Annotated in this window: 14 protein-coding genes; 9 read left to right on the top strand and 5 right to left on the bottom strand. The window is 58.8% G+C overall.

Translation table 11 applies throughout. From position 1 onward, the window contains the following. Positions 1 to 104: 104 nt before the first annotated feature. Positions 105 to 575 carry a MaoC family dehydratase gene (locus ACYZT6_RS20205; RefSeq protein ID WP_008151121.1) on the bottom strand — a complete coding sequence of 157 codons (471 nt, stop codon included), beginning with the start codon at positions 573 to 575 and terminating at the stop codon, positions 105 to 107. Positions 576 to 617: 42 nt separating this feature from the next. Continuing rightward, positions 618 to 1,562 (bottom strand): lysophospholipase, encoded by a 945-nt coding sequence (locus ACYZT6_RS20200; protein WP_462028360.1) that lies wholly within the window; start codon positions 1,560 to 1,562, stop codon positions 618 to 620. Positions 1,563 to 1,798: 236 nt separating this feature from the next. Between ACYZT6_RS20200 and fadD2 the strand changes: the two genes are divergently transcribed. Together fadD2 and fadD1 are read left to right on the top strand one after the other, a co-directional pair. Beyond that, positions 1,799 to 3,487: a long-chain-fatty-acid--CoA ligase FadD2 gene (fadD2, locus tag ACYZT6_RS20195; RefSeq protein WP_462028359.1), complete on the top strand. Its 1,689-nt coding sequence runs from the start codon at positions 1,799 to 1,801 to the stop codon at positions 3,485 to 3,487. A gap of 380 nt (positions 3,488 to 3,867) precedes the next feature. Next, positions 3,868 to 5,568: a long-chain-fatty-acid--CoA ligase FadD1 gene (gene fadD1, locus ACYZT6_RS20190; protein WP_462028358.1), complete on the top strand. Its 1,701-nt coding sequence runs from the start codon at positions 3,868 to 3,870 to the stop codon at positions 5,566 to 5,568. A 211-nt stretch (positions 5,569 to 5,779) separates the two neighbouring features. Here the strand turns inward: fadD1 and ACYZT6_RS20185 are convergent, their stop codons facing one another. Beyond that, complete coding sequence (locus tag ACYZT6_RS20185; protein WP_109634211.1) at positions 5,780 to 6,157, bottom strand: hypothetical protein; 378 nt, start codon at positions 6,155 to 6,157, stop codon at positions 5,780 to 5,782. 200 nt (positions 6,158 to 6,357) lie between these two features. On the opposite strand from ACYZT6_RS20185, the gene ACYZT6_RS20180 reads away from it, so the two are divergent. From ACYZT6_RS20180 to def, 3 genes are all read left to right on the top strand, one after another. After that, positions 6,358 to 6,549, top strand: coding sequence for a CsbD family protein (locus ACYZT6_RS20180; RefSeq protein WP_462028357.1), 192 nt, complete (start codon positions 6,358 to 6,360; stop codon positions 6,547 to 6,549). 171 nt (positions 6,550 to 6,720) lie between these two features. Further along, complete coding sequence (locus ACYZT6_RS20175; protein ID WP_462028356.1) at positions 6,721 to 7,677, top strand: YihY/virulence factor BrkB family protein; 957 nt, start codon at positions 6,721 to 6,723, stop codon at positions 7,675 to 7,677. Continuing rightward, on the top strand, positions 7,674 to 8,213 hold the full coding sequence (gene def / locus ACYZT6_RS20170; RefSeq protein ID WP_131059751.1) for a peptide deformylase: 540 nt from the start codon (positions 7,674 to 7,676) through the stop codon (positions 8,211 to 8,213). The genes ACYZT6_RS20175 and def overlap by 4 nt, the downstream gene beginning before the upstream one ends. Before the next feature lie 180 nt (positions 8,214 to 8,393). Here def and ACYZT6_RS20165 read toward each other — a convergent pair whose 3' ends face one another. Then, positions 8,394 to 8,825, bottom strand: a complete 432-nt coding sequence (locus tag ACYZT6_RS20165; protein ID WP_462028355.1) for a GNAT family N-acetyltransferase — start codon at positions 8,823 to 8,825, stop codon at positions 8,394 to 8,396. A 396-nt stretch (positions 8,826 to 9,221) separates the two neighbouring features. On the opposite strand from ACYZT6_RS20165, the gene ACYZT6_RS20160 reads away from it, so the two are divergent. The 4 genes from ACYZT6_RS20160 to ACYZT6_RS20145 all read left to right on the top strand — a co-directional run bounded on the left by ACYZT6_RS20160 (position 9,222) and on the right by ACYZT6_RS20145 (position 12,861). Continuing rightward, a complete protein-coding gene (locus ACYZT6_RS20160; RefSeq protein WP_462028354.1) occupies positions 9,222 to 10,163 on the top strand; it encodes a fatty acid desaturase in 942 nt (313 codons plus the stop codon). A gap of 138 nt (positions 10,164 to 10,301) precedes the next feature. Then, positions 10,302 to 11,093 carry a phosphate/phosphite/phosphonate ABC transporter substrate-binding protein gene (locus ACYZT6_RS20155; protein WP_462028353.1) on the top strand — a complete coding sequence of 264 codons (792 nt, stop codon included), beginning with the start codon at positions 10,302 to 10,304 and terminating at the stop codon, positions 11,091 to 11,093. A 224-nt stretch (positions 11,094 to 11,317) separates the two neighbouring features. Continuing rightward, the gene (locus ACYZT6_RS20150; RefSeq protein WP_462028352.1) at positions 11,318 to 11,851 is read left to right on the top strand and encodes a sigma-70 family RNA polymerase sigma factor; all 534 of its coding nucleotides are present in this window, start codon (positions 11,318 to 11,320) and stop codon (positions 11,849 to 11,851) included. Then, the gene (locus tag ACYZT6_RS20145) at positions 11,848 to 12,861 is read left to right on the top strand and encodes an ABC transporter substrate-binding protein (protein WP_462028351.1); all 1,014 of its coding nucleotides are present in this window, start codon (positions 11,848 to 11,850) and stop codon (positions 12,859 to 12,861) included. Before ACYZT6_RS20150 ends, ACYZT6_RS20145 begins: the two co-directional genes overlap by 4 nt. A 136-nt stretch (positions 12,862 to 12,997) precedes the next feature. Here the strand turns inward: ACYZT6_RS20145 and gstA are convergent, their stop codons facing one another. Further along, complete coding sequence (gene gstA / locus ACYZT6_RS20140; RefSeq protein WP_462028350.1) at positions 12,998 to 13,597, bottom strand: glutathione transferase GstA; 600 nt, start codon at positions 13,595 to 13,597, stop codon at positions 12,998 to 13,000. Between the last annotated feature and the right edge of the window lie 36 nt (positions 13,598 to 13,633).

The following is a 13,633-nucleotide window of genomic DNA, read 5'->3' as shown; positions in this document are numbered from 1 at the left end:
AGCCCGAAAGAACACCTCGGTAGGTCCCCCCGCCCCTCTGGGGCGGTCCGACGTTTCGGGAGGGTTAGGGTGAGGGGTGGATTCAGCTGACACCCCTCACCGGTTCAGCCGATGCTGATCGCCGGCAACGTCGGCAATGTCACCGTCTGCTGCTTGCGCGGCGCAAGAATCTCAGCCTCGCCATCCACCACCAATTCATCGCGCTGGTTGAACACTCGAGTGGCAATCCGCACACGAAACTTCGGCAGCTTTTCCAGGATCTCCAGACGCACGGTCAAGGTGTCGCCAATCTTCACCGGCTTCTGAAAACTCATCTGCTGACCGATATAAATAGTGCCCGGCCCAGGCAACTCGCAAGCCACGGCCGCGCTGATCAGCGCACCGCTGAACATGCCGTGGGCAATGCGCTCCTTGAACATGGTGCCAGCAGCGAATTCGGCGTCCAGGTGCACCGGGTTGTGATCACCGGACATCGCGGCGAACAACTGAATGTCGCGCTCTTCGACCGTCTTGCTGTAACTGGCGGTCTGGCCGACTTCGAGGGCTTCGTAAGGGGTGTTGGTAACCTGGGTCATCTGTTTCAATTCCTGTGACGAATAAAAAAATCCACAAAAAAACTATTCCGATCTGGGTGGCCGGCGGTGGCTCAGCGCCTGGGCGATCCAGTTCAACACGTCATCGATCACTTCATCGCGGTTGCTTTCGTTGAACAGTTCATGCCGTGCCTGCGGGTAAATAGTCAGTTGCAGGTTCTGGCTGCCGGCCGCGCGCAGCGCATTGGCCAGATCATTCAGACGTTTGCCTTCGCTCACCGGATCACATTCACCGCCAATCACCAGCAACGGCAGGCCCGGATCAATCTGAGCGAGATTGGACGCTTTGCTGATTTGCTGCAAGCCGCCAAGCAAATCGATCCACAGCTGATTGGTGCAACGAAAGCCGCAGAGCGGGTCGTTGGCGTACAGATCGACTTCCGCCGGGTCACGACTGAGCCAGTCGAACCGCGTGCGCACCGGTTTGAATTTGTTGTTGAACGAGCCGAACGACAGCCATTCGATCAGCGCACTGCGGCCCTTGGGGCCCTGGCGCACGCCTTCGAGCCGGGCAATTTGTCGCGCCGCGCGATAAAGCGCGATGGGCTGGAAGTTCGAACCGCTGAGTACCGCGCCATGCAGGCTGGCGCTGTGATGCAGCAGATAGGCCTGGGCGATGTAGCTGCCCATGCTGTGGCCGAGCAGCACGATCGGCAAGCCGGGATGTTGCTGGCCGATGTGCTGGTTGAGGCTGGCCAGGTCGCCGACCACTTTGCACCAGCCATCGTCGTCGGCGAAATGGCCCAGTGTCCCGTTTTCGGCAGTTTTGCCATGTCCACGCAGGTCCGGCGCGTAGACGCCGTAACCCTGCGCGCAGAGTTTTTCCGCGAGGCGGGCGTAGCGACCACTGTGTTCCGCCATGCCATGGGCCAGCAGGATCACGGCTTTTAAAGGTGGATCGGGCAGCCACTGGTTGACGTAGAGGCGGCTGCGGTCACTCGCGGTGAGCCAGAAAGTGTCGTGGATCATGGCGATTCCTTTGCATGGGGCTGCCGGGTGGGAAAACAGCCTCGGTGCATTTTATAGCGCATCCTGCGCTTGCCGTCTGATCAGGCCACGCCGCTGCAGCAAGATTCACGCGGTCAATGACGCCCGTTGGCATATTTGCCTGTTTCGCCATAGCTGCTAGTGTCCGTGAAGCCCCGCCTTTTCAAAAGTGACAGAAAAAGCGGCCCGGATAGGCTCAGGTAAAGAGGACAAGAACAATGCAACCTGATTTCTGGAATGACAAACGCCCGGCCGGCGTGCCCCTGGATATTGACCTTGGGGCCTATAAGTCGGTGCTTGAGGTGTTCGAGCGTTCCTGCAAGAAATTCGCTGATCGCCCCGCCTTCAGCAACATGGGCGTGACCCTGACCTACGCCGAACTGGAACGCCACAGCCTGGCGTTCGCCGGTTACCTGCAAGCCCACACCGACCTGGTGCCGGGGGATCGCATTGCGGTGCAGATGCCCAATGTCCTGCATTACCCGATTGCCGTGTTCGGTGCCTTGCGCGCCGGGCTGATCGTGGTCAACACCAACCCGCTGTACACCGCGCGGGAGATGCGTCATCAGTTCAAGGACTCCGGCGCCCGGGCGCTGGTGTACCTGAACGTGTTCGGGCAGAAGGTCCAGGAAGTGCTGCCCGACACCGATATCCAGTACCTGATCGAAGCGAAGATGGGCGACCTGATGCCCAGTGCCAAGGGCTGGCTGGTCAACACCATGGTCAGCAAGGTCAAGAAGATGGTCCCGGCGTATTCCTTGCCGCAGGCGATTTCCTTCAAGAGCGCGCTGCGTCTGGGCCGGGGCCTGGGCATCAAGCCGCTGAAAGTCAGCCTCGACGACATCGCGGTCTTGCAGTACACCGGCGGCACCACCGGCCTGGCCAAAGGCGCGATGCTGACCCACGGCAACCTGGTGGCGAACATGCAGCAGGCGCGGGCGTGCCTTGGGCAGTTCGGCAGCGACGGCCAGCCACTGCTGCGCGAAGGTCAGGAAGTGATGATCGCGCCGCTGCCGCTGTACCACATCTATGCGTTCACGGCGAACTGCATGTGCATGATGGTGACCGGCAACCACAACGTGCTGATCACCAATCCTCGGGACATCGGCGGCTTCATCAAGGAGCTGAAAAACTGGCGGTTCTCGGCGTTGCTGGGGCTGAACACGCTTTTCGTCGCGCTGATGGATCACCCGGACTTCAAGACCCTGGATTTTTCCAGCCTCAAACTCACCAACTCCGGCGGCACTGCGCTGGTCAAGGCCACGGCCGAGCGCTGGGAGCAGCTCACCGGTTGCCGCATCACCGAAGGTTACGGCCTGACCGAAACCTCACCGGTGGCCTGCACCAACCCGTACGGAGACAAATCGCGGATCGGCACGGTCGGCCTGCCGGTGCCGGGCACCACGCTGAAAGTCATTAATGATGAAGGCGTAGAGCAGCCATTGGGCGAGCGCGGCGAACTGTGCATCAAGGGCCCGCAAATCATGAAGGGCTACTGGCAGAAACCGGAAGCCACCGCCGAGGTGCTGGATGCCGAGGGCTGGTTCAAGTCCGGCGATATCGCGGTGATCGACCCGGACGGTTTCGTGCGCATCGTTGATCGCAAGAAAGACATGATCATCGTCTCGGGTTTCAACGTGTACCCGAACGAGATCGAAGACATCGTGATGGCTCACCCGAAAGTCGCCAACTGCGCGGTCATCGGCGTACCGGACGAGCGTTCGGGGGAGGCGGTGAAGTTGTTTGTGGTGGCCCGCGAATCGGGGGTCAGCCTTGAAGAGCTGAAGGCCTACTGCAAGGAAAACTTCACAGCGTACAAAGTGCCCAAGCACATTGTGTTGCGTGAGTCGTTGCCGATGACGCCGGTCGGGAAAATTCTGCGACGAGAGTTGCGTGATATCGCCTGACCGGTGAATGGCCGCGCTTCGCGCGGATCGCGGGCAAGCCACGCTCCCACAGGTTTTCGCGTCGTTCACCTGTTTGTGAACAACACCGAACCTGTGGGAGCGGGCTTGCCCGCGATGCTTTTTAGGGAAGTCCCCAAAATACGGGGCTTTCAGGGCTGTATAGAATCTTTGCTCTAAAATGACCGCTAGAAATTCTTGAGTCACTATTGTGACCATAGAGGCCGCTTTTGGCTCTGGTCGACCCTTGGCAAAGCTGCTACTCTCGGCGCGCTTTGTGACTTCTCGGGCTTGTAAAAGCGCTAGATTCACCTACAAACACACACCAATAATAATCGCATCAAATGCGGTGAAGAATTCGCGTTGCTGAGGAGTGGGCTTCCATGAACGAAGACTTTTGGAAGGATAAGTACCCTGCCGGGATTGCTGCCGAGATCAATCCTGACGAGTATCCGAATATTCAGGCAGTGTTGAAACGATCCTGCCAGCGCTTCGCCGACAAACCGGCATTCAGTAACCTGGGCAAGACAATCACTTACGGTGAACTGTACGAATTGTCCGGTGCCTTTGCCGCTTACCTGCAACAGCATACCGACTTGCAGCCGGGCGATCGAATCGCCGTGCAACTGCCCAACGTGTTGCAATACCCGGTCGCTGTGTTCGGTGCCATCCGCGCCGGGCTGATTGTGGTCAACACCAACCCGCTGTACACCGCGCGGGAAATGGAACATCAATTCAACGATTCCGGTGCCAAAGCCCTGGTCTGCCTGGCCAACATGGCGCATCTGGCCGAGACCGTCGTGCCGAAAACCGGCGTCAAGCACGTGATCGTCACCGAAGTGGCCGACCTGCTGCCGCCGCTCAAGCGCCTGCTGGTCAACAGCGTCATCAAGTACGTGAAGAAGATGGTCCCGGCGTATCACCTGCCCAAGGCCATCAAGTTCAACGACGTGTTAAGCAAGGGCCACGGCCAGCCAGTGGCGGAAGCCAATCCGGCCAACAGCGACGTTGCCGTGCTGCAATACACCGGCGGCACCACCGGCGTGGCCAAGGGCGCGATGCTGACCCATCGCAACCTCGTCGCGAACATGCTGCAGTGCAAGGCGCTGATGGGTTCCAACCTTAATGAAGGCTGCGAGATCCTGATCACGCCGCTGCCGCTGTACCACATCTATGCCTTCACCTTTCATTGCATGGCAATGATGCTGATCGGCAACCACAACATCCTGATCAGCAACCCGCGCGATTTGACGGCGATGGTCAAGGAACTGTCGAAGTGGAAGTTCAGCGGCTTCGTCGGCCTCAACACCTTGTTCGTGGCGCTGTGCAACAACGAAGGCTTCCGCAAGCTGGATTTCTCCGCACTGAAAGTCACCCTGTCCGGTGGCATGGCCCTGCAACTGGCCGCGGCCGAGCGCTGGAAAGCGGTCACCGGTTGCGCCATCTGCGAAGGTTACGGCATGACCGAAACCAGCCCGGTGGCCACCGTGAACCCGATTCAGCACATCCAGATCGGCACCATCGGTATTCCGGTTCCATCCACCGTGTGCAAAGTCATCGACGATGCCGGTGTTGAGCAGCCGTTAGGCGAAATCGGCGAGCTGTGTGTGAAAGGTCCGCAAGTGATGAAGGGCTACTGGCAACGTCAGGACGCCACCGATGAAATGCTCGACAGCGAAGGCTGGTTGAAGACCGGTGACATCGCGGTGATCCAGCCGGACGGCTACATGCGCATCGTCGATCGCAAGAAAGACATGATCCTGGTCTCCGGTTTCAACGTTTATCCGAACGAACTGGAAGATGTGCTGGCGACCCTGCCGGGCGTGCTGCAATGCGCGGCCATCGGTGTGCCGGACGAGAAGTCGGGTGAGGCGATCAAGATCTTCATCGTGGCCAAACCGGGCGTGACGTTGACCAAGGAGCAGGTGATGGAGCACATGCGTGCGAACGTGACCGGCTACAAGGTCCCGCGCTCCGTGGAGTTCCGCGATGCGCTGCCGACCACCAACGTCGGCAAGATCCTGCGCCGCGAATTGCGCGACGAAGAGCTGAAAAAGCTCAACGCCAAGAAAGTCGGCGCGTAACCCACAAAAAGCCCCGCAGATGCGGGGCTTTTTGTTTATAACGATGTCAGAAGTGCTTTTGTGGCGAGGGAGCTTGCTCCCGCTCGGCTGCGCAGCAGTCGTAGTCGTCTTCCAGTCGATGGAGATACACCAAAAATACCGCAGCGCCTGATTTGGGGCCGCTTCGCAGCCCAGCGGGAGCAAGCTCCCTCGCCACAGGGGATGTGCAAAGTTATAGGCGGAACGGCGCGAAATTGACGTTGGTGCCCGCCGGGCGCATGTCCTGCAGGTACGAATCCTTGTCCGCGCTCAGTTCCAGGCTCAAAGCGGCTTTGCGCTTGCCTTCGTTGCGCACCACCAGGCCTTCAAGCTTCTCGCGCAGGAACACCGTCGGCACTTTCAGGTGCAGCAACTCGTCGGTGTCCGGCGTGTGCATCAGCAGGTGAACCCATTCGTACTGACCAATGGCCAGGCGCGCCACCGGGATATCGAACCACCAAATGTTGCGGTTGCGGTTCAATTCGGTGAAATGGCAGTTGTTGACGCCAAGCACAGCACCGCCGAGTTCCTGGTTTCTGCGGGCAATGGCCTGCTTTTTATCGAGTTTCATAACATTCCTACGGGATTGGATCTTCAGCGCCATGGCCTGAATACGTTGCGCATTCTCGGGGGTTGATCGGCAAACATAAAGCCTGATCTGCACTGAACGATGAAATGTGTGGCTGAAAATAAATGAAACTCCGTGCAAACGCCTCCGGTCAATCTTTGTGTAACGACTTTTTCCGTTGAATTGTTCACAGGAGAAACACCATGAGCAGCACTGGCGATAAAGTAAAAGGCATGGCCAACGAAGCCGCCGGCAACGTCAAGCAAGGCGTCGGCAAGGCCACTGATAACACCAAACTGCAAGCCGAAGGTAAAGTGCAGGAAAAGAAAGGCGAGGCCCAGCAAGCAGTCGGTAAAGCCAAGGACGCGATCAAGAAAGGCGTCGACAAGGCTTGATTCGGCCTTTGATGAGCAACAGGAACGGCCATCCACGGATGGCCGTTTTTGTGTCAGCCTGAACTTGCGCACGGAAATTGTTTCAAAGTCGCCAAGTAGGCTACTTTGAGGTAGCAAACGGCCCCTGAGTCGCCACGACTTCTACCCATCTTGCGGCGAAAGGAGACGCTAATGATTTTCCCGGACATGAAAGGTCTGCCCATCCATCGCGTGATGGTGCGCACGGTCACCGAGTTCGTCGACGACGAGATGTCGACCTATGCCTCGGCGCTGGCCTATCAGATGTTGTTCTCGCTGTTCCCCTTCATCCTGTTCCTGATCGCCCTGATCGGTTTCCTGCACCTGCCGGACTTCTTCTCCTGGCTGCGCCTGCAATCCGAGCTGGTCCTGCCACCCCAGGCGCTGGAACAGGTAAACCCGGTGATCGACCAACTCCAGCAGTCCAAAGGTGGCTTGCTGTCGATTGGTATCGTGATTGCCCTGTGGACCGCGTCCGCCGGGGTGCGGCTGATGATGAGCGCGATGAACGCCGCCTACGACGTGGTCGAAGGCCGGCCCGCGTGGAAGCGTTTTCCGCTGTCGATCATCTACACGGTCGGCATTGCCGGCATGCTGTTGATCGCCGCCGCGCTGATGGTGCTCGGGCCGCAATTGATGGGCTGGATCGCCGCGCAAGTCGGCATGGAAGACTTCATCGTGACCCTGTGGACCATCGTTCGCTGGCCGGTGGTGGTGATTTTGCTGATGGTGGCCGTGGCGCTGATTTATTACGTCATGCCCGACGTCAAACAGGAGTTTCGTTTTATCACCCCAGGCTCGGTGCTGGCGGTGGTGGTATGGATCCTCGCCTCCTTGGGCTTTGGCCTGTACGTCAAGGAGTTCGCCAACTACAACGCCATGTATGGCAGTATCGGCGCGATCATCGTGCTGTTGCTCTATTTCTATATTTCCGCCGCAGTGTTGTTGCTCGGCGCGGAGATGAATGCGGTAATCGAGCATATGTCGACCGAAGGCAAGGACCCTGGCGAAAAGGTCCCCGGCGAGAACGACCACGAACACAAACAGCATGTTTCGGGACTGGGTCGGGATCACTCGATCAAGCCCACCACTGACGAAGTCATCAAATGATCCGTGAAATCCTGAAAATGGGCGATGAACGCCTGCTGCGCGTTGCCCCGCCGGTCCCGGCTGAAATGTTCGACAGCCCAGAGCTGTGGCAACTGATCGACGACATGTTCCAGACCATGGAAAGCGTCGGCGGCGTTGGTTTGGCAGCGCCGCAGATCGGTGTCGATCTGCAATTGGTGATCTTTGGGTTCGAGCACAGCGAACGCTATCCGGACGCTGAAGCGGTGCCACAGACCATTCTGATCAATCCGCTGATCACGCCGTTGAGCCCGGTGATGGAAGAGGGCTTTGAAGGGTGCCTGTCAGTGCCGGGCCTGCGTGGTGCGGTGGATCGCTATCAGCAGATTCGCTACGAAGGATTCGACCCCAAGGGCCAGCCGATTGTGCGGATGGCCGAGGGATTTCATGCGCGTGTGGTGCAGCATGAATGCGATCACCTAATCGGCCGGCTGTACCCGTCGCGGATTACCGACTTCAGCAAATTCGGGTTTACCGAAGTGATGTTCCCGGATCTCGATCCGAACGCGGACGACTAAGCTTTGGACACCGCAAGACCTTGTGGGAGCGGGCTTGCCCGCGATAGCGATCTGTCTGACAACATCCATGTTGAATGTACAGGTCTCATCGCGGGCAAGCCCGCTCCCACAGGGATCTGCACTGGTTTTCAATGCTTTATTTCGCAGGGTTGACGAACCGCAACGTCAGTTGATCCGACTTTAATCGGGGGCCGACCCTACCAATGGTTCCAGGCCCATGGCGATCATCGGTTTGCTGCGTGCGTAACGGCTCAAGCGTTCGGTCATGGCATAAGGCATGTGTGGATCGAAGCAAAACCCTTGGCGCTCATAGAAGCCGCGCAAGTCGGGATGGCAGAACAGCCAGACCGGTTGCTCGAGACCGCTCACCGCTGCGGCGATCAACGCCGCCGCGATCCCTTGTTGCCGACATGCCGGATCGACGAACAGCCCCGTCAACCAATGCCCGCCCGAGACCGGACGCAAACACAGCGCGCCAATGATCTCATCACGCCTTGCGACCCACAGCTGAGCATCGCGGACCGCTTTCATCGGCGATTGGTGGGCGCGATAAAACTTGTTCATCAACGGCCATAACGGCTCGGCGAGCAGGGTGTATTGGGTGTCGGGCATGGGTCGGGTCTGTCGGTGCGCAAAGCGGGTGATTATAAAAGAACGTGCGGCCGGGGATAGGTGTATACCTGATCTCACATCCCGTATGAGTGGAGTACGTATCATGGCCAAAGGCATGGATTCAAAAAAAGCAGCAAAGAAGAAACCGGCGAAAACCGCCGATGAAAAGCGCGCAGACAAGAAGGCCAAGAAGGTGGATGTGTTCGGTCATTGATCCCGCGTTAATCGATCGTTCCCACGCTCTGCGTGGGAATGCAACCCGTGACGCTCCGCGTCACTGGACGCGGAGCGTCCTTAGAGGCATTCCCACGCAGAGCGTGGGAACGATCAAATAATCTGCAAGATTTCCCTGCGCCATTGCACAGAGGGGGACTGGTCCCCGATCTGAGCAACGCCATGCCCCATTACTTCGATGCCGCCCACCGAGAAGAAATCGAAACCCTGCGTCAACGCCTGACCGCTCGCACCGAGTGGCCGACCTGGCTGTTGCTGATCGGCGTGTACGTCGGCTGGTTCAGCATTGTGCTGACGAGTGATCGGTTGGGGCTTTGGTGGAGCACGTTGTTGCTGATTCCTCTGGTGGTGCTGTGGTTGTCGGTACAGCACGAACTGCTTCACGGGCATCCCACCCGTTGGACGTCGCTGAACAAAATCCTCGGCTACGCACCGTTTGCCGTCTGGTATCCCTACACCTTGTACCGCGACAGCCATTTGCTGCATCACCGCGACGAAGACCTGACCCTCCCCGGTGTCGATCCGGAAAGTCGTTACCTGACGGCCGCGCAGTGGCAGGGCAGTTCGTTCTTCGAACAAGGCCTGCACTGGCTGAACAAAACCGTGCTCGGGCGCTTTATGCTCGGTGCGCCGCTGGCCCTGATCGCACTGGCGAAGGAAGCACTGCAGCGGCTGATTAACGGTGAGCGGCAGGCGTGGTTGATGTGGCTGACCCACGGTGCGCTGACCCTGCTGATGCTGGTGTTCATCGCGCGCTACAGTGTGCTGCCGGTCTGGCATTACCTGTTGCTGATCAGCGTGCCGGCGCTTTCGATTGCCATGATTCGCTCCTACTATGAACACCGTCCGCACGCCGAACCCGAGCAACGCACCGTCCTTAACGAAGCGGCCTGGCCGTGGCGCTGGTTGTTCCTGAACCTCAATTTTCACCTGGTGCATCACGACTTGCCGGGCTTGCCCTGGTACGACTTGCCACGCGTCTACCACGCGCGCCGCGAGCAATGGCTGGCGCGCAGCGGCGGGTATCTGGTGCAGGGTTATGGGCAGTTGTGGCGGGAGAATGGAGTGAAGGCCATTGATAGCCCGCGGCATCCGTTCCACTGATCCATGAACCTCATTGAACCCTGTGGGAGCGGGCTTGCCCGCGATTACTATTTAACATTCAACACATCTGGTGACTGATCCAACGCTATCGCGGGCAAGCCCGCTCCCACAGGGTTACTTGTTGCCTGGAAGATTTTGATGACACAACACATCGCCGAATTACTGATGTACGTCGCCCCCGAGCCGATCCGCGCGGCAAACGAGCGCTGGCTTTCGCGCATCGTCGAACACCTGGGCCATACCCGTTTGAGTGCCGAAGACCTGACGCTGCCCAAACTCTGGCTCTCGCCGGATCTGCTGCTGACCCAAACCTGCGGCTACCCGCTGATGACCGCATTGCGCGGCAAAGTCCGGGTCGTCGGCCGGCCTCGTTATGAACTCCCCGACAGCAACGGTGGCAACCATTGCAGCTTGCTGCTTTGCCGCGCCGATGATCCACGGCGAACCTTGCCGGCCTTTCGCGACAGTCGCGGGGTGATCAATGGCGAAGACTCCAACAGCGGCATGAACCTCTTGCGGCATCGATTGGCGCCGCTGCATCGCGACGGGCATTTTTTTTCCAGTGTCGCCATCAGCGGCAGCCACCGCGAGAGCCTGCGCTGGTTGCGTGAAGAGCGTGCAGACCTGGCGGCCATCGACAGTGTGACCTTCGCCTATCTGGCGCGGCATGCGCAGGAAGAGGTTGCGGGTCTGCGCGTCGTGGCCCGCAGTGCGTTCAGTCCGACCTTGCCGTTCATCACGGCCGCGACGCAGACCGATGAACAGGTTGAAGCGCTTAGGCAGGTGATGAACACCTCATTGCATGAGTTGCCCGATGTCGCGGAAATCCTCGGCCTTCAGGAAGTGCTGCCGGCCACCTATAGCGACTATCAAGTCATTCTCGATTACCAGCAAGAGGCCGAAGCGTTGGGGTATGGGCGATTGCGTTAGTTGATGTGAAGAGATCGCAGCCTCGTTTCACTCGACAGCTGCTACGGACGTACGCCGACTCCTTGTAGCAGCTGTCGAGTGAAACGAGGCTGCGATCTTCTAATGTCTAATTCACAAAAGGAATATAAAAATACTTTTTAAGTATTATTAAAGAATAAGGCTCCTTGCTAGGATCGCGCCACCGGATCACCGGACATTCAGCGACCCTAACCCTTGGAGCCTCTATGTCTGGCACCGACGTCTCCCATCGCAATAACGTGGGCGGATTGTTCCGCGCTCATTACCCCTGGCTGTGCGCACGCTTGCGCCGGCATTCGGGGGCCGGTTGCAGCGTTGAAGACATCGCCGCCGAAACCTTCATGCAATTGCTCGAATCCCCAGGCCTGACGCCAATCCGCGAGCCTCGCGCCTTGCTCACCACCATCGCCCACCGGTTGATTTATCAGCTATGGCGCCGTCGTGATCTGGAGCATCAACATCTCGATCAGTTGCAACACATCGATCCGCAGCACGTGAAGTCGCCCGAGGAATTAATGCAACTGAGCCAGGTATTGCAGGGCCTCGACCAGACGCTTGATCGCTTGCCGGGCAAAGTCCGAGCGACCTTCCTGCTATCTCGCCTCGACGGCCTGACCTACCCGCAAATCGCCGCCGAACTGGGCATTTCCCAGCGCTCGGTCAGCGTCTACATGACCCGCTCCCAAGCATTGTGCGCCCAGCACAGCGCCAACCAACCCCTGACCCAGAGGTCCGCATGAGATCGATCAAAACCCTGCTTGGCAGTTCGCTGCTGGCCCTGAGCCTTGTGGCAACCCATGTTCCGGCCGCCGAAAAAACCGCACCGATTCACTTCGGTGACATCACGTGGGAGAGCGGGAGCCTGATCACCGAAATCCTGCGACTGATTGTCGAGAAGGGTTACGGCTACCCAACCGACACCTTGCCGGGCAGCACCGTCAGCCTCGAAGCGGCGTTGGCCAAAAACGACATTCAGGTAATCGGCGAAGAGTGGGCCGGGCGCAGTCCGGCGTGGGTCAAGGCGTCCGCCGAGGGCAAGGTGTTTGGTTTGGGCGACACGGTCAAAGGCGCCACCGAAGGTTGGTGGGTGCCGGAATACGTGATCAAGGGCGACCCGGAGCGCGGCATCAAACCGCTGGCCCCGGAGCTGAAATCCGTTGCCGACCTGGCGCGTTACAAGGATGTGTTCCGCGACCCGGAAGACCCGACTCGCGGACGTTTCCTCAACAGCCCGACCGGCTGGACCTCGGAGATCGTCAACAGCCAGAAACTCAAGGCCTATGACCTGACCGCCAGCTACGTCAACTTCCGCACCGGCTCCGGCGCGGCGCTGGATGCCGAGGTCGCTTCGTCGATCCGCCGCGGCAAACCGGTGCTGTTTTACTACTGGTCGCCAACACCGCTGCTGGGCCGATTCAAACTGGTGAAACTCGACGAGCCGCCGTTCGATGCCGAAGCCTGGAAGACCTTGGCCGATGCCAATAACCCGCACCCAAAAGGTACGCGCTCGATGCCGGCGAGCCTGGCGATTGGCGTGTCCGCGCCGTTCAAGGCGCAATACCCAGACCTGGTGGCGTTCTTTGAAAAGGTCGATTTTCCGATCGATCTGCTGAACCAGACGCTGGGGCAGATGAGCGAAAAGCGCCAGCAACCGCGTCAGGTCGCCGAAGCGTTTTTGCGCGATCAGCCTCAGATCTGGAAAGCCTGGGTGCCGGGGGAGGTGGCGACCAAGGTGAGTGCGAGTTTGTAGTTTTTTCCTGATGATTTTGCGGTGTATGAACTACCGCATTCGCGAGCAGGCTCACTCCTAGATCTGAGGTGTACACAAATAGTGTGTCCACTGAAAATCACTGTGGGAGCGAGCCTGCTCGCGATGGCCTCAAGGCTTACACCGTCTCAGCAGCCAACGCCGCCTTAACGGCTGGCCTCTGGTCAACCCTGGCCTGAAACCGCTCCAACGCCGGCCACCGTCCCAGATCAATCGCAAACAGCGGCGTCCAACGCAACACCGTAAACAAATACGCATCAATCACGCTGAAATCACCCATCAAATAATCCTGCCGCTCCAGCGTCTGGTTCAGCACCGCCAACCGCTTGAACAGCTTCTCTTTGATCTGCACCTTCACCTCATCCGCAAACTGCGAATTGAACAGCCAACCCAACCCTCCATGAATCTCCGTCGAGACGAAATTCAACCACTCCTGCAGCCGTACCCGTTCGAACGTCCCGTTCGCCGGTGCAAGGTTCGACTCGGGTTGCAAATCCGCCAGGTATTGCAGAAGTGCCGGTCCTTCAGTCAGCACCTCGCCGTTATCCAATTGCAAGGCAGCGACATACCCTTTTGGGTTGATCGCCAGGAAGTCAGCGCCGGTCTCGGTTTTCTTGGTCCTGTTATCGACACGTACCAACTCGAAGGGCAGATCCAGTTCCCGCAGCACAATGTGCGGCGCTAGCGAGCAGGCATTCGGGGCGTAATACAACTTCATCGGCAGGGAGGGCTCTGGTGAGGGATTTGCGCCAGT

The sequence above is a fragment of the Pseudomonas sp. RT6P73 genome (genome assembly GCF_054897715.1).
The sequence above is the reverse complement of the archived record's forward strand: the minus strand, read 5'-3'. Positions and strand labels throughout refer to the sequence as shown.